This window comes from Aerococcaceae bacterium DSM 111021, from assembly GCA_020112395.1.
Taxonomy (GTDB): Bacteria; Bacillota; Bacilli; order Lactobacillales; family Aerococcaceae; genus Ruoffia.
In genome coordinates this window covers 456,081-473,118 of the sequence record JACCEK010000001.1, presented here as the reverse complement: position 1 = coordinate 473,118, position 17,038 = coordinate 456,081, and the positions used below count along the sequence as shown (strand labels likewise).

The 17,038-nt window shown below is 35.1% G+C and carries 15 protein-coding genes; 12 read left to right on the top strand and 3 right to left on the bottom strand.

What is annotated here, in order from left to right; all coding sequences use genetic code 11:
* Nucleotides 1–130: 130 nt before the first annotated feature.
* The 4 genes from HYQ40_02225 (at nucleotide 131) to HYQ40_02210 (ending at nucleotide 5,471) form a co-directional block, all read left to right on the top strand.
* The gene (locus HYQ40_02225) at nucleotides 131–1,309 is read left to right on the top strand and encodes a cysteine desulfurase (protein ID MBZ6526578.1); all 1,179 of its coding nucleotides are present in this window, start codon (nucleotides 131–133) and stop codon (nucleotides 1,307–1,309) included.
* Nucleotides 1,282–1,617, top strand: coding sequence for a cysteine desulfurase (locus HYQ40_02220; GenBank protein MBZ6526577.1), 336 nt, complete (start codon nucleotides 1,282–1,284; stop codon nucleotides 1,615–1,617). The genes HYQ40_02225 and HYQ40_02220 overlap by 28 nt, the downstream gene beginning before the upstream one ends.
* Before the next feature lie 35 nt (nucleotides 1,618–1,652).
* Nucleotides 1,653–2,783, top strand: coding sequence for a tRNA 2-thiouridine(34) synthase MnmA (gene mnmA, locus HYQ40_02215; GenBank protein ID MBZ6526576.1), 1,131 nt, complete (start codon nucleotides 1,653–1,655; stop codon nucleotides 2,781–2,783).
* 207 nt (nucleotides 2,784–2,990) lie between these two features.
* Entirely contained in the window at nucleotides 2,991–5,471 is a 2,481-nt protein-coding gene (locus tag HYQ40_02210) for an ATP-dependent RecD-like DNA helicase (protein MBZ6526575.1), read from the top strand.
* A gap of 54 nt (nucleotides 5,472–5,525) precedes the next feature.
* On the opposite strand, the gene HYQ40_02205 is transcribed toward HYQ40_02210, so the two are convergent.
* The 3 genes from HYQ40_02205 to HYQ40_02195 all read right to left on the bottom strand — a co-directional run bounded on the left by HYQ40_02205 (nucleotide 5,526) and on the right by HYQ40_02195 (nucleotide 8,810).
* A complete protein-coding gene (locus HYQ40_02205; GenBank protein MBZ6526574.1) occupies nucleotides 5,526–6,359 on the bottom strand; it encodes a hypothetical protein in 834 nt (277 codons plus the stop codon).
* Between the two features lie 138 nt (nucleotides 6,360–6,497).
* Nucleotides 6,498–7,844, bottom strand: coding sequence for a D-serine ammonia-lyase (locus HYQ40_02200; protein ID MBZ6526573.1), 1,347 nt, complete (start codon nucleotides 7,842–7,844; stop codon nucleotides 6,498–6,500).
* 21 nt (nucleotides 7,845–7,865) lie between these two features.
* Nucleotides 7,866–8,810, bottom strand: a complete 945-nt coding sequence (locus tag HYQ40_02195) for a hypothetical protein (GenBank protein ID MBZ6526572.1) — start codon at nucleotides 8,808–8,810, stop codon at nucleotides 7,866–7,868.
* A gap of 268 nt (nucleotides 8,811–9,078) precedes the next feature.
* Here HYQ40_02195 and HYQ40_02190 point away from each other — a divergent pair, with 268 nt between their 5' ends.
* The 8 genes from HYQ40_02190 to greA all read left to right on the top strand — a co-directional run bounded on the left by HYQ40_02190 (nucleotide 9,079) and on the right by greA (nucleotide 16,853).
* The gene (locus HYQ40_02190; GenBank protein ID MBZ6526571.1) at nucleotides 9,079–9,882 is read left to right on the top strand and encodes an HAD family phosphatase; all 804 of its coding nucleotides are present in this window, start codon (nucleotides 9,079–9,081) and stop codon (nucleotides 9,880–9,882) included.
* Nucleotides 9,883–10,162: 280 nt separating this feature from the next.
* Nucleotides 10,163–12,820, top strand: a complete 2,658-nt coding sequence (alaS, locus tag HYQ40_02185) for an alanine--tRNA ligase (protein MBZ6526570.1) — start codon at nucleotides 10,163–10,165, stop codon at nucleotides 12,818–12,820.
* Nucleotides 12,821–13,151: 331 nt separating this feature from the next.
* Nucleotides 13,152–13,412, top strand: coding sequence for an IreB family regulatory phosphoprotein (locus tag HYQ40_02180; GenBank protein ID MBZ6526569.1), 261 nt, complete (start codon nucleotides 13,152–13,154; stop codon nucleotides 13,410–13,412).
* Nucleotides 13,412–13,852 carry a Holliday junction resolvase RuvX gene (gene ruvX, locus HYQ40_02175; GenBank protein ID MBZ6526568.1) on the top strand — a complete coding sequence of 147 codons (441 nt, stop codon included), beginning with the start codon at nucleotides 13,412–13,414 and terminating at the stop codon, nucleotides 13,850–13,852. Before HYQ40_02180 ends, ruvX begins: the two co-directional genes overlap by 1 nt.
* A 20-nt stretch (nucleotides 13,853–13,872) precedes the next feature.
* Nucleotides 13,873–14,175 (top strand): DUF1292 domain-containing protein, encoded by a 303-nt coding sequence (locus tag HYQ40_02170; GenBank protein ID MBZ6526567.1) that lies wholly within the window; start codon nucleotides 13,873–13,875, stop codon nucleotides 14,173–14,175.
* A 146-nt stretch (nucleotides 14,176–14,321) separates the two neighbouring features.
* On the top strand, nucleotides 14,322–15,554 hold the full coding sequence (gene mltG / locus HYQ40_02165; protein ID MBZ6526566.1) for an endolytic transglycosylase MltG: 1,233 nt from the start codon (nucleotides 14,322–14,324) through the stop codon (nucleotides 15,552–15,554).
* A gap of 53 nt (nucleotides 15,555–15,607) precedes the next feature.
* Nucleotides 15,608–16,234, top strand: a complete 627-nt coding sequence (udk, locus tag HYQ40_02160) for a uridine kinase (protein ID MBZ6526565.1) — start codon at nucleotides 15,608–15,610, stop codon at nucleotides 16,232–16,234.
* A gap of 136 nt (nucleotides 16,235–16,370) precedes the next feature.
* Nucleotides 16,371–16,853: a transcription elongation factor GreA gene (gene greA / locus HYQ40_02155; protein ID MBZ6526564.1), complete on the top strand. Its 483-nt coding sequence runs from the start codon at nucleotides 16,371–16,373 to the stop codon at nucleotides 16,851–16,853.
* Nucleotides 16,854–17,038: the final 185 nt, after the last annotated feature.

The window sequence follows — 17,038 nt, the reverse complement described above, 5'->3', positions numbered from 1 at the left end:
GAAACATTAGTTATAACAAATTTTTTATTTTTTATTTAAATTCAAAAAGGATACTTTTATATTGTAGATATTCAAATTTGTGTTATAATGTTAAAGTTGTATTTATATACAGTTGAAAGGAGGGTTTAAAATGGTTTATTTAGACAATGCAGCTACAACAAAAGTACGTCCAGAAGTAGTGAAAGTGATTCATGAATCTTTAATGAATGATTATGGGAATCCATCGAGTACATATCGAATAGGAAAAACAGTCAAACATTCAATGATTCAAGCACGTAAGCAGTTAGCAGAGCTTTTGAAAGTGTCAGAATCAGAAATATATTTCACGAGTGGCGCTACTGAGTCAAATAACTGGGCTATCCGTTCTCAAGCAATGAAGTCACGAGAGATGGGTGAGGGAAATCACATTGTGACGACAGCAATTGAGCATCCGTCTGTTTCGAATGTTACGAAATATCTGGAAACGCAAGGATTTGATGTCACATATATTCAACCAAACGAAAAAGGTGAGATAACAGTCCAGCAGTTCTTAGATTCAACAACTGAAAAAACAATCGGATGGATTGCGATGGCAGTTAACAATGAAGTCGGATCAATTCTTCCAATTTATGAGTTAGGTGAACAAGCATACGAACATGAGCTTTGGTTCCATGTTGATTCAGTTCAAGCAATTGGACCCATTGCTTATGATTACTCTAAGTTAAAGTGCACAACATTTGTTGGGTCTGCTCATAAATTTAACGGGCCAAAAGGGATAGGTTTTTTAGTTTATCGTTCATATCAGGAACATAACCATCTTGAACCCTTTATGCAAGGTGGAGGCCAAGAGAACAAAATGCGTTCTGGCACTGAGAATGTACCATATATATTAGGCATGGTAAAGGCATTAGAATTAACACTAGCTGAGCAAGAAAGTACGTATTCTAAATTTAAAGACTTGCGTCGTTATTTATTAGATTCATTAAATCTTCATAATATTCAATTTGAAATAAATGGTGATGAAAAGAATCGAGTACCATATATTAATAATTTGTGGTTTAATGGTAATATAGCGAGTCAAATGCTAATAAAAATGGATTTAGATGATGTCTATATATCAGCAGGCAGTGCATGTTCGGCAGGTAGTTTAACTGAGAGTGCGATTTTAAAAGCCTATTACCCTGAGCAAACTGAAAGATGGAGCCAGAGCTTACGAATTTCTTTTGGTTACGAGACTACTAAAGAAGACATCGATCAATTTATCCAGAGTTTAAAGAAAATATCAGAGGGGAAGATCGATTTATGGCATTCAAACAAACTGCAGAATTAAAAGGTTTCAATCGTACATTTAGTGTTAACCCGGAGGTACGTCCATATACGTTGCGCGATAACGGCTTTGTAGATACAAAAGGTGGAAACTATATTTATAAGCGCCCATTAGATTCAGCGCACAAACAAGGACTTGTATTAAAAGTGACTATAGATAGTGACTTAAAAGGTCTAAAAGTATCTACTGTTAACGAAAAAGGATTATCAACGGTTGATATCTCAAAATTAGATAATAATAGCATGGTTGTTGAAAAAGTAAACTTCATCTTTGATGGATTTATTGACCGTGATGTATTAGCTGAACAATAAAAAATATAATAAATAATATAGTCAATAGAAAGGAAATGACAATGTCAGATAACAGCAATACTAGAGTTGTCGTAGGAATGAGTGGCGGGGTAGATTCCTCTGTCACGGCGTTACTACTAAAAGAACAAGGTTATGATGTAATTGGGTTATTTATGAAGAATTGGGATGACACGGATGAATTCGGTGTCTGTACTGCAACAGAAGATTATAAGGATGTGGCTTTAGTAGCTGAACAGATTGGCGTTCCTTACTATTCTGTAAACTTTGAGAAAGAATATTGGGATCGTGTCTTCGAGTACTTCTTATCAGAATACAAAAAAGGCCGGACACCTAACCCAGATGTCATGTGTAATAAAGAAGTGAAATTTAAAGCATTCTTAGATTATGCATTAGATTTAGGAGCAGATTATGTAGCAATGGGACATTATGCACAAGTAGAGCGCGATTTAGATGGAACAGTTCATTTATTACGCGGGGTGGATGATAATAAGGACCAAACATATTTCTTGAACCAATTATCTCAAGAGCAATTACAAAGAAGTTTATTCCCACTTGGTCATTTACAAAAATCAGAAGTTCGTGAGATTGCTGAGCGAGCTGGTTTAGCAACTGCTAAGAAGAAAGATTCTACAGGAGTTTGCTTTATTGGTGAACGTAATTTTAAAGAGTTTCTATCAAACTACTTACCAAATAAACCAGGTAAAATGGTTACCCTTGACGGGGAAGTTAAAGGAGACCACTCTGGTTTAATGTATTACACAATAGGTCAACGCCAAGGATTAGGAATTGGTGGAGGCGGAGAGTCTAACGAACCATGGTTTGTAGTTGGTAAAGACACTGACACTCAAACATTATACGTAGGTCAAGGCTACCATCATGAAAATTTATACTCTGATTACTTAGAAGCATCAGATTTAAGTTTCACAAGTCCTTTACCAGTTAATAGAACGTTCGAATGTACTGCAAAATTCAGATACCGTCAAAAAGACGTTGAAGTTAAAGTGGAAATTGATGCAGATACTGATAAAGCAACAGTGTTCTTTAAAGAACCTGTTCGTGCAATCACACCTGGTCAAGCAGTTGTATTCTACGATGGCGAAGAATGTTTAGGTGGCGGAACAATCGATGCTGCGTTCTCAAACAGTGTGAAAAGACAATATGTATAATTAAAACAGCACGAGTTCGAAAGAGCTCGTGTTTTTTTTGCGTTTAAGTGGTACAGGGTGAATAATATATTTAAATTGTTCCACTTAAACAAAACGGAATCGGTGTAACCTTTAAAAAGAAGTTATATACTCGAGAAACAGATTTAAAAACGTGTTTCAATTATGATATGATACATTAGTTAGAAAAATAAATGGGAGGTGAAGTGAATGTCACAAGATGAGGAATTAGTCGTAGGTGTCGTAGAGGCGATCTATTTTGAGAATCCATCGAATTTCTATAAAGTAGTAAGAATAAGTGTCGATTTAGATGAGACGGACTTATTATTAGGAGACGAGTTGGTTATTACTGGAATGTTTGCTTCACTTCATCTCGATACTGAATACCAGTTTTTTGGTAAGTTAACCAATCACCCAAAATATGGAGAACAATTTGCAGTCACAAGATACCAACAAAAAGCACCAACATCCTATGAAGGGTTGATAGAGTATTTGTCTAGTAGCCGATTCAAAGGGGTTGGAAAAGTTTTAGCAGAACGGATTGTTGATGAGTTAGGACAAGACGCGATTGATACAATAATATCGGATTCGAATGCCTTGGCTAACGTAAACGGCTTATCCAAAGTTAAAGCAGAAGATTTACGTGATAGCCTTTTACGTCATCAAGGAACTGAACGTATCTTTATGCAATTAAGTGAATGGGGATTTGGACCAGCTCTATCTGATAAAATATATCGTGCATATGAAAGCGAAACAATTACTATAATTAAAGAGAATCCATACAAATTAATTGAAGATATTGAGGGGATTGGGTTCAATAAAGCAGATCAATTAGCAGAGCAATTAGACTTCGATGCTGAAGATATTAATCGAATTGTCGCTGGTATATATATATCTGTATCTGAATTATCAAATAGTGATGGGGATACATACGTTCCAGAAGAAGTTGCTAAACGCAATGGTCGGAAGTTGTTAGAATCGAGTCGACGCTTCTTAATTTCCGATGAATTATTAGAAAAAGCAGTGGAATTAGCCGTAACAAACGAACAGCTAATGCGCTTAGTCGATAACTTGATGATTCCAAGTTTATACTTTGCAGAACTTAATATCGTAAAAAAAATCGATAATTACTATCAATATGAACAAATTGAACGTTTTGAAGAAGACGAGATAGATGAAGCTATTGAAGAAGTCATTAAGATAAGTGGAATTAAATATGATGAGAGTCAACAAAAAGCTTTAAAGACGTCAATACAATCACCAATATCAGTGATTACTGGAGGTCCCGGTACGGGGAAAACGACCTTAATTAAAGGTGTTATTCTACTACATTCTATCTTACACGATTATGATTTGGACCAAGCAATGAAGAAAGTAGATGAAAATCCTGTTTTACTCGCAGCACCAACAGGACGAGCAGCTAAACGTATGCAAGAAACAACCGGCCTGCCTGCATCTACAATCCATCGATTAATTGGGTTTAATCGTGATTCACAAGTAGACGAGTTTCATGCGACAGAGCTAGAAGGATCTTTGTTAATTGTTGATGAAATGTCCATGGTGGATACTTGGTTGATGAATTGGCTTGTTCAAGCGATACCGTATCATCTTCAAGTTGTTTTTGTAGGGGATAAAGATCAGTTACCATCAGTTGGCCCTGGAAAAGTTTTTAGTGATTTGATTGAATCGGATGTATTACCCGTTCTTCGGCTGGAAAAAATATATCGTCAAGCTCAAGATAGTACGATTATTAAACTAGCTCACACAATTCGTCAAGGTCAATTGCCGGAAGATTTTTTAATGAAACAACATGATCGTTCATTTATACAATCACCAAGTCAACAAATTGGCCACGTCGTAAAGCAGATTATAGTTGCGGCAAAGAAAAAAGGATTTGATGCGACAAACTTGCAAGTTTTAGCACCAATGTATAAAGGACCTGCCGGAATCAATGCACTAAATACATTACTACAAGAATTATTGAATCCACCTCAACCTAGAAAACGCGAGATAAATCATTTTGATACAGTGTTTAGAGTAGGGGATAAAGTCTTACAATTAATAAATAATTCAGAAGATGGCGTTTATAATGGAGACATAGGTAGAATTGAATCCATTCATTTTAAAAAAGAAACTGATTCAAAAGTTGAAGAAATTACGGTCTCTTTTGATAATGCTGAACTTATCTATAAAAAGTCGGATTTAGATCAATTAACTTTGGCATATTGTACATCTATCCATAAAGCACAGGGAAGCGAATACCCACTTGTCATACTGCCACTTGTAGACATGTTCTCTAGATTGCTTCAAAAAGATATCTTATACACCGCAATCACGCGAGCACAGTCTAGTTTGATTATGATAGGGAATCCAGATAGTTTCTACAAAGCAGTAACGAGTCAAAAAGAACCACGCAGGACATTTTTACGTGACTTATTGAAGGTTCAGTTTGATGAAGAAGATAGTGAAGAGCCTGAAAGTGATGAAGAAGAGAAACGCGATATATCAGAGCTGCCTGACCAGTCTGAAAAAGAGTCAGAGATATCTTCTGTAGAAAAAGTAAAGATAGCCGAAGAAGAAGAAGAAGAAGAATTAGAGTTAAAACTAAACGAAGCTACCATAAATCAGATTGATCCAATGATAAACATGGAAGGGGTCACACCTTACGATTTCATGGATTCATTAAAATGATAAAAAGCGAGAAAACTAGTTTATTGTAACTAGTTTTCTCGCTTTTTTATTAAATTATAAACTTTCGATAAAAGTTTCGAAATGATCGACATCATACTCACCGTGATTATCCACGACAGTATGAATTTCAACATTCACAACGCCTTCCATATTAAAATATACAGAATTTAAAAATAAGCTATCCTTATCTAATGAAATAATAACCTCTTTTGACAAATCCTCTTCAGTAACATTATCTAATTCCAAGCTGTATTCAGCTCCAAAGGCATCCATCACACTTAAATTTGTATCTTCTGAGTAAAATAAATATGTTGAATCTGTTTCATAAATAGCGTAATCGAAGTCTTTATTTTGGGCATTTTCGAATATACTACTAACACCACCAACTAATCCAAAGTAATCGGGGTTCATTGTGAATTCATCAGGATTAGGAAATTCTTGTTCTATCCAATCAGAATCTTCGGATTCAGTTGTATAAATTAAGTAAGGGTCATAGTTCTTAGAATATGCTACTTCCTGAGATGTTGAACCTGTACCACTATTTGATTCGAATAGTGCAATGATATCATTCAAAGCTTGTTGGTCATCATAATTGACTTCAGCATCTGCAAGTACAGAAGATTCCTCTGGGCCAGCTTGAAACAACATGAAAGTGAACGATTTACCTGATTTAAAGTCTTTATTCTTTTCATCAAATGAAGAAGCTAAGGTATCTATAATTTCTTCAGAATTACCAATTTCTGTCTGACTTCCTATAGTTTCATACAATGAATCACGTACACCATTCGCTTCATCGATACTTTCCACTGCGCTGACTTCAACACCAGTTAATGATATTGAAGAAAGTAAAAGACCACTAGTAATAATGTATTTCAAAAACTTTCTCATTTAAAACGCCTCCTATTTGTTAATTAAATTATATGGCTATAAGTTTTAAATGGCAAATAAATACGATAATCTATGGAAATAAAAATAAATCCCATAAGATAATCAAATAAATGAATGCCTTATGGGATTTAATTCTAATTAGATATTGTCTACATCCTTACCTTGTAAATAGAAAGCTTGCATATCAACATCCGGAACCATACTGCCGCCTGTGGCCCAAGCGATATGTGTAGCATTCTCCAATTTAGAATGGAGTTGATGCTTAGTTAAAAATTCTTGACCAGATTCTGTCGTTAGCATTCGAGCTACACCGACAACACCAGCTAATGCAGCAGGTTCTAAAGAAATAGCTTCTAAATCAATCATTTTGGCTAATAAACGCATCGACTCATGCTCAGTAATAGTGTAGCCACCATCAAAGTAATATTGCATTATGCGTGAGATAAGCCCAGATGTTCGAGGGACGGCTAAGCCATCCATTATTGTTCGTGATTCAATACCAAAGTCATCAACAGTAACACCATCAAATTCTCGCGTAGCCAAACCTAATAGCATAGAAGGCATTTGAGTTGGCTCTGCAAAAATACAGTGAACATTATCTCCATAAATTTGTTTAAGACCAAAACTAATACCACCAGGACTTCCGCCAATCCCACAAGGTAAATACACAAACAGGGGATGCTCAGAATCTACTTTGATATTTGCATCTTCTAGTTGTTTGGCTAATCGATTCCCAGCAACTGTGTAGCCAAAGAATAATTCAATAGAATGTTCATCATCGACAAAGTATGATGGATCATTTTGAGATTCAGCTCTACCTTGAGTGACTGCTTCTGTAAAGTTAGTTTGATGTTCAACGACATTCACACCCCTAGAGCGTAGTAAATCTTTTTTCCATTGCTTAGCTTCAGTAGACATATGAACAGTTACATTAAAGCCTAATTTCGCACCCATGACACCGACACTGATACCTAAATTACCTGTCGTTCCAACCATGATTTTATGTTGGCTAAAAAAATCATTGAATTCTTCATTTAAGAACTGCTCATAATTGTCCTTAGTTGACTCAAGTAAGCCGTTTTCTAAAGCAAGATTTTCAGCATGTTTTAATACTTCATAGATGGCACCACGAGCTTTAATTGTACCAGCAATTGGCAATGTATCATCACGTTTTAATAGTAGTTTCCCACTAATATTTATGTCATATGTATCTTCTATGAACTCTTTCATTGTATTAATTTCAGTAAAGTTTGATTCAATCAAACCATTATTAATAGCTGTTTCAGGGAAAGCTTTGCTAATGAAAGGAGCAAACCGTTTTAAACGTGCCTCAGCTTTATCAACATCTTTTTTTGAATATTCTACCTTTTCAACCGCTTCATCAAACGGAATCTTAAGTTCATTCTCCCAAAAGACAGGTTGTGTTGCTTGGATATCTTTAATCAGATTTGTATCTAACCATTTATTTTGTAAAATTTCGTTCATAACTTTTAAATCCAACTCCTTTTATTTAGGTAAATAAAATGGATAAGATGATAAGGTTACCTCAATATTAACAGGCATTTCAGGTATCACCTCTCCATCTACGTGACCCCTTATTGGATCAGTAATGCTTAATCTAAGATTCTGACCAGTAAAGCGGTCAATATTTTTAGATTCATACGTTTTGTTAGTGACTAACACTTTAGCTAATATATCGAATATCGAAGACCATTTTATTTCGTGATATATTACAAGAGCTATTTCATTATTTTCTGGCTTTGTAAGTTGGTCAATGTTAATCCCACCGCCTAATGTCGGCGAATTCATAATCGTAGCTAAGCTGACATCATTATAATGAAATTGATGATTATCGATTTCACCAGAGACGTCAAAATGACGAATATTAGGTAAGCTAACTAGTAGACCAATTAAGTAAGATAGTTTTCTAAGACCAAATTTATTCAGAAAGGAGTTATCTAAAAGATTCTGCGCACGGAAATTTGCCTCAGCATCAAATCCATATCCCATGTTATTTAAAATAAGACCTTGACGCTCAGTGATGAGATTTTTATAAGTGAAAATTGGGATTGATACTGGTGAATCAGAGAATAACATCGTTTCAATAATCTCTCTAATTGAGTGGTTTTTTTGCCAGTTTCTGTAAAAATCATTACCCGTTCCAGCCGGAATAAACGTAACGGGAATAAGTTTATTATTCTTTAATAAAGATTGAACCACTTCATGCAATGTACCGTCTCCACCGACAACCATTAAGTATGAGTCATATTCTTTATGACCACGGTTGACTAATTGTTCAGTTAAAATTTCAGCGTGAGTTGAATAATCAGTTAGATAAGTTATATATTCCATTTGAAAACTATCTAATTCAGCATGAAGTTTTTTTAATACGATTTTGCCATTTCCTCCGCCAGCTTCAGGATGGCAAATTATATGTACACGATTTGTCATAGGACACCTCATTATTTCTATTTAAATATCTATTTTTGATTATACTGAAAGTTCAAGCTTTAATAAAGAAGTAGTTCTATTGTCATATTTTGTCATCGTTTTGACAATAGGGTTTATGTAAAAATTAAATGATAAAATTTGTTATATTCTCATTAAAGAGCATAAAATATGGTACAATATGTCTGATTTAACTTGATAAAAGAGAGTAAACTATTATTTGTTACTTTATAGGGGAGTTAAATAAAGAGATTAATTAAGGAGTGTATTTATGTCATACAAAATGCTTGTCTTAGATATTGATGATACTTTATTAAATAGTAATCACGAAATGAGTTCTGTAACTAAAGAAAAATTAATGAAATTCCAAGAGGATGGCTTTATATTAGTATTAGCGACGGGTAGACCAACAAAATCTGCTGTTGAAAAAGCTGAAGAACTGTTATTAAACCAATATAAATCTTATGCTGTATCTTTTAACGGAGCAGTAGTAACGAATATGGAAAGTGGTGAAGAACTATTCAGTCAACGCATGGAGTTAAAAGAGCAGAAATCACTTGTTCAGTATATCCATGATACTGGTTTAGCATTGATTGCCTACGGCGATAATGAAGTTTATCTAAGTAAAGAAAATGATTATAGTCACATTGAAGGAGAATTAACTGGATTAGAAACAATTTACGACAGCGAGTATGCAAATAATCTTGAAAAAGAAGATTTGAAGTTCATTGCAGTTGGCGATCCTGAGATTGTCGCAAAACATAACGATGAATTAAAAGGGAAATTCGGACAAGCTACAAATGCTGCAACATCTAAAAATTATTTCTTAGAATTTATGCATAAAGATGTGTCTAAAGGTCTGAGTTTACAACGACTTTGTGATCATATGGGTGTTGATATCAGCGAAGTAGTTGCTGTAGGCGATGGTAATAACGACGCACCAATGATTGAAATAGCAGGAGTCGGTGTTGCAATGGGGAATGCATCTGATTATCTTAAGAGTATTGCTGACGATATAACCGGAACGAATGACGAAGATGGTATCGTTCAAGTCATAGATAAATATTTTTATTAAGTAAACGTCGAATACAGTCTACTTATAGTTGACATTAAATAGACTAATTATGTATAATATAAGCGATTTGAGACTATATCACACTTAAATACAGAGACGTTTCGGTTGGTGGAAGAAACGACAAGTTTGATGCTCCTCATGTAAATCTAATTGAAAAATTAGCGTAAGTCGGCGTTAACGGCAATTGAGATATAAGAACTTGAGTTGTTATAAGCGAGGTGGTACCGCGATTGTCGCCCTTGCATATAACGGCTCTTTTATTATTTTAGGGAGTGATTAGATGAAACAATTGACAAGTACAGAGATTAGAGATTTATTTTTAACATATTTTAAAGACAAAGGCCACGGTGTACGTCCTAGTGCATCATTAATTCCAGTAAACGATCCCACTTTATTATGGATTAACTCTGGTGTAGCAACTCTAAAAAAATATTTTGATGGAACTGAAACACCAGAAAATCCAAGAATTACCAATTCTCAAAAAAGTATCCGTACCAATGACATTGAAAATGTAGGAGTCACAGCAAGACACCATACTTTATTCGAAATGTTAGGTAACTTTTCTATTGGAGATTACTTCAAAGAAGAAGCTATCGAATGGGCATGGGAGTTTTTAACAAGTGACAAATGGCTAGGGTTCGAACCAGAGAAGTTATATGTGACTTACTATCCAGAAGATTTAGAATCTAAAGAACTATGGGAAGCTATTCCTAATTTTGACAGCTCACACTTGGTTCCAGTAGAGGATAACTTTTGGGATATCGGAGCTGGACCATGTGGACCTGATACGGAGATTTTTTATGATCGTGGTGAAGAATACAATAATTTATCACAAGACGATCCAGAGAACTATCCAGGAGGAGAAAACGAGCGTTGGTTAGAAATTTGGAACCTAGTATTCTCTGAATTTAACCATATGCCTGACGATACGTATGTTCCATTACCACATAAAAACGTTGATACTGGTATGGGGTTAGAGCGTTTAGTCTCAGTTATTCAAGATACTCCAACAAACTTTGAAACTGATTTATTTATGCCAATTATCGAGCGCATTGAAACGTTAACAGATGGTATCAAATATAATGAAACCAGTGATAAAAAAGTTAGCTTTAAAGTAATAGCTGACCATATTCGTGCTGTAGCATTTGCGATTAGTGACGGAGCATTGCCATCAAACGAAGGGCGCGGTTATATCATTCGTCGTTTAATCCGTCGTAGTGTTATGCATGGTCGTCGTTTGGGAATTACGACATTATTCTTAAGTGATTTAGTACCAACAATCACAGAAATTATGGGTGATTATTATTCAGAATTAGTAGAGAAAGCTGATTTTGTTCAAACAGTTATTAAGAACGAAGAAGAACGTTTCCATGAAACAATCGGAGACGGTGAACTACAATTAGAAAACATCTTGTCACAATTGACAGAAGAAGGAAAAACAATCGTATCTGGAAAACAAGCTTTCCAATTATACGATACATTTGGTTTCCCGTTAGAATTGACAGAAGAAATGGCTTTAGATAACAATTTTACTGTTGATAATGAAGGCTTTGAAGTTGAGATGAACAAACAACGTGAGCGTGCGAGAGCGGCAAGATCTAATGAAGATAGTATGTCAGTGCAATCAGAGGCTTTAAAAGCTGTGACAACTGACTTTGAGTTTGTTGGGCATGGTCAGTTATCAAGTGACGCGACAATTAAAGCAATCGTTAAAGATGAAGACAACTTAGACCATCTGCCAGTCAATGAAGAAGCATGGGTATTCTTTAATCGCAGTCCTTTCTATGCAGAAATGGGTGGACAAGTAGCTGATTCAGGTGGCATCTATGATGGTGATGAATTAATTGCTCAAGTGAATGATGTCCAAAAAGCACCTAATGGTCAGTATATGCATAAAGTAAAACCTATTAGTATGCGTCTGAATCAAGGACAATCATATACCTTAGTAGTGAATAGCAAAACACGTCTAAAAACAAATCAAAACCATACGGCTACTCACCTATTACACCAAGCTCTTAAGACTATTTTAGGAGAACATGCTAACCAAGCTGGTTCGTATGTTGGTCCAGATCGTTTACGTTTTGACTTCTCGCACTTTGGTAAAGTGACTGATGAAGAATTAAAACAAATCGAAATGTATGTAAATGACTTTATTCAAAATGCAGTAAATGTGGATATTACAGAAATGTCTATCGACGAAGCAAAAGCTTTAGGAGCAATGGCACTATTTGGTGAAAAATACGGTGATGTCGTTCGAGTTGTAAATATTGGTAATGAATCAATTGAGCTATGTGGTGGAACGCATGTATCGAATACAAATGATATTGCTACATTCAAATTAGTAAGTGAATCAGGAATTGGCGCTGGTATCCGACGTATTGAAGCTTTAACAGGACAAGCTGCAATTGTATATTACCAAGAAAAAGAATCAATGCTTCAAGCGGTTCAAGCTGAATTAAAAGTTAAGCAAGCTCAACAACTATTACCTCGAATCAATCAATTACAAGATGAGCTAAAAGAAGCTCATTCTAAGGTTGAATCACTTTCTGCAAAATTATTGCAAGAAGAATCTGGAAACTTATTCAATGACGTACAAGAAGTTGAAGGCGTAACATTTGTAAGTGTTAGTCAAGACAATCAATCCGTAGACGGTTTACGTCAATTAGGTGACGTATGGCGTGAAAAACAAGTTTCTAATGTTTTAGTTGCAGTTTCGAACCAAGAAGATAAAGCGACGTTATTAGTATTCGTCGATGATGAGACCATAGCAAAAGGAACGAAAGCAGGAGACATCATTAAACCATTAGCGAATCTAATTGGCGGTGGTGGTGGCGGCCGTCCACAGATGGCTCAAGCTGGAGGGAAAAACCCTGCAGGTATTCCTGATATGATTGCTGCAATACCAGAAGCAATCATATCTACTCTATCTGAAGCATAGTTTTATCTAATATAAAAACTCATTAATGTGTGAAAGCAACGATATTAACTAGGGAAGGGTTCACTATGAATTTCTATGCTATCTTTAGATAGATTGCAAATGAGCCGTTCTAATTAAAGAAAATAGTTTTTTCTCATTGCGCTTCACACAACGATTTTGAATCTATTAGTTTATTATAAGGGAATTATGACATTCTCTTTACAAAATCTATTTTACAATTGTATTTGGTGAGTATTTATACTCAAAGTATGTTAGAATGTTGTTAACTTGAAGTACATCGCAATGGTCAAAAATCGATGGCTTTACAGATATGAAAGGTTTGGTGAAAGCGATGCAATCATTAGATGAAACAATATTATTCAAACTGGACGATATAAATAAACACACAGTTAGAGAAACATTGGAGATAGTCTATAGCGCACTTGAAGAAAAAGGGTATGACCCAATTAATCAAATAGTTGGTTATTTACTTTCTGGAGACCCTGCATATATACCTCGTCACCGTGATGCACGTAACTTAATACGTCGCCATGAACGTGATGAGATTATGGAGAAGTTAGTTGAATTTTATCTAACACAAGAAGAACGTTAATGAGCAAATATCAAAGATCTATGGGACTAGATGTTGGTTCTAAGACTGTTGGCGTTGCTTTAAGCGACTTACTCGGTTGGACAGCTCAAGGCTTGGAAACGATACGAATTGATGAAGATGCGAATGAATTTGGGATTGACCGTCTTAATGAAATTATTAAATCAGAAAATGTCAGTACAGTTGTCATAGGCTTGCCAAAAAATATGAATAACTCGATTGGGCCAAGAGCAGAAGCATCAATGCGATTTGGAGAACTTGTTAAAGAACATCATCCAGATATTAAAATTGTTTATCAAGATGAGCGATTAACAACTTCTCAAGCTGAAAAAATGTTGATTAATGAGGGGAATGTTTCTCGGAAGAAACGTAAACAAGTCATTGATAAAGTAGCAGCTGTTATTATTTTACAAAATTATTTAGATTCACAACCACAACTATAATATAAGGAGATTACTTAAATATGGACAACGAACACAACCACGAACATCATAATGAACATGAATATATTACTATCTTTGATGAAGAAGGGAATGAGTCTCTTTATGAGATTTTATTCACTTTTGATTCGGAAGACTTCAAAAAGAGTTATGTCTTAGTATATCCAGCAGGTACAATTGATGAAGAAGATGTTGAATTACAAGCATTTTCATACACGGAAGCTGCTGATGGAACGACTGGTGCTCTACAACCTATCCAAAATGAAGAAGAATGGGATATGGTTGAAGAAGTTCTGAATACGTTCTTATTGGATGAAGACGAGTAATTAAAAACAATAGAATGATTTATAATACGTCACACATTTACCAGTCGGTAAAAGTGTGATGTTTTTGTAATAGAAGTTTTATGGTAATACTAATGCATATTTGTTATAATCTTTCAGTATAAAATGTTCACAATAAAGGAGAGACTATGTCAAAAGAATCTTGGGAAGATATAAAACAACGAGCCAAGGAGACTGAGACCGAAAGAGTCAAAGAAAGATTATGGACGAATCGGATCGTCCGAATCATAATTTTACTTATTATAGTTATTACAATAAGTACAGTTGTTTTTGGATATTTTTATATAACAAAAGCTTTAAGTCCTGTTAATTCGGATAATAATCAAATAACAGAAGTAACAATTCCATTTGATAGTACATCCGATGATGTAGCTGATATTTTAAAAGAGAATGGTATTATACGCCAAGCCGATATTTTCGGGATTTATATGAAGGCGAATAACGAAGAAGCACTACAAGCTGGACATTATGAGTTTTCACCGTCAATGGATGCAGAGCAAGTTCTAGAAACTATCCAAGCAGGTGGAGAACCTATCTTTGTAGATGCAGATACAACAGTTACAGTCATTGAGGGAGCAACCATTGAGGAAATTGCTTCAGTAGTTAATGAAAATACAGCTATTACTGAAGAAGAATTTATGGAAACTGTGCAAGATGAAGAGTTCATTGCTTCACTCCAAAGTCAATTCCCATCATTGCTTGAAGAAGTTACCCAGTTAGAGAACCTAATCTATACATTAGAGGGCTATTTATTCCCCGCTACTTATGATTATTTTGTAGGAATGACGGCAAAAGAATTAATAACTGAAATGGTTGGAGCATCTAACTTAAATTATCAACGATTAGTGGATGATTTAGATAATACTTATCTTTCTTATCACGAGGTATTATCTCTTGCATCGATTATTGAGCGGGAAGCAATTACAGAAGAGGATCGTGGCATTGTCTCAGGCGTGTTCTATAACCGCTTAGAAGTGGGAATGCCATTACAATCTGACGTCACAGTATTGTACGCTCTAGGTGAACATAGAGAGTTTGTTACATATACAGATTTAGAAGTTGATTCTCCATATAACTTATATATGTATGATGGAATCACACCGGGTCCAATTGGAACACCGAGTTATCAAGCAATTGTTGCAGCTATTTATCCTACTTGGAATGATTATTACTATTTTGTTGCTGATATTGATACGCAAGAAATTTATTATTCAAGTACGATCGAAGAGCATGATGCCTTAGTCGAAGAGTATGTTAATAGCCGACAAGCATCTATCGAAGCTGAAGTAGCTGATGATGAGAGTGTAAATAACGAAGAAGATGTTGAGGTCGAAGAAATTACAGAGGACCAAGCTGAGTAAAAAATACAAAACTCATCTAAAGTAATAATTAAATATAGAAAGCGAGATTGTTTATGGGGACGAAACCAGTAGTAATTGGCGTTTCCGGTGGTTCTGGGAGTGGGAAGTCGAGTGTAAGTAGTCGTATACTTGAGACTTTCGAAGGACTATCAGTAATGTTGTTACAGCAAGATCATTATTATAAAAACCAAAGTGAATTACCGTTTGAAGAACGACTAAAAACAAATTACGATCACCCTTTAGCGTTTGATAACGATTTGTTTTATGAACATTTAGTAACTTTGATTGATGGGGGAGCTATCGAGAAACCTGTGTATGATTTTACTAATCACACGCGCAGTTCTAAAACTGTCAAAGAAGTTTCACGAGATGTAATCATTGTTGAAGGTATATTAATTTTGGATGATAAACGCATCCGTGATCTAATGGACATTAAGGTATATGTCGATACAGACGATGATATCCGTCTAGCGAGAAGAATACTTCGTGATATTAATGAACGAGGTAGAACGGTTGAATCAGTCATTACGCAATATGTTGAAGTAGTAAAACCGATGTTTCATCAATTCATTGAACCTACTAAACGTTATGCTGATATTATTGTGCCAGAAGGTGGTTACAATCAAGTTGCAATTGACTTATTAACAACGAAGATTGGAACAATCTTGAATCAAAAATAATGAGATAAATGATTGAAGCCTATAAGTAATATTACGGTCATTTATAATTCTTTTTTATAAAAAAACTAAATATATATTGAAATATGGAATGTAACGTGCTATCTTATTCCTATCGTTTCAAGAAGGAGAGAATCACATGGATCAAAAGGTCTATCCAATGACTTTAGAAGGTAAAGAGAAATTAGAACTAGAATTAGAAGATTTAAAAGTTAATAAACGTAAAGAAATTATCGAGCGTATCAAAATTGCAAGAAGTTTTGGGGATTTATCAGAGAACTCTGAATACGAATCTGCTAAAGATGAGCAAGCATTTGTAGAAGGTCGTATCTCGAGTATCGAGAATATGATTCGTTTTGCAGAAATTATTGACGATAAAGATGTTGCGAAAGATGAAGTATCTTTAGGTCGTAAAGTAACTTTCGTTGAAGTGCCAGATGGGGACGAAGAAACGTATACAATTGTAGGTAGCGCTGAAGCAGACCCACTAGATTATAAGATTTCAAATGATTCGCCTATTGCACAAGCTATTTTAGGACGTAAATTGAATGATGTTGTTTCAATTCAAACTCCAGGTGGATCATTTGATGTGAAAATCATCAAAATTGAAGCTGCTGATTAGTAGTCTGTATTGAATGAATAAAAGCAGGTTTGTCCTTTTTAAAGGGCAGACCTGTTTTTTATATGAAAACAAAACAACTCGCTCACTGCACTGAGAATGAATCGGTTACCGTAGTGAGAACGACGACTACAGTTAATCGCCTAGGTTACCGCCTACTTATTGTGCTTACGTCTCACTGTGTTACA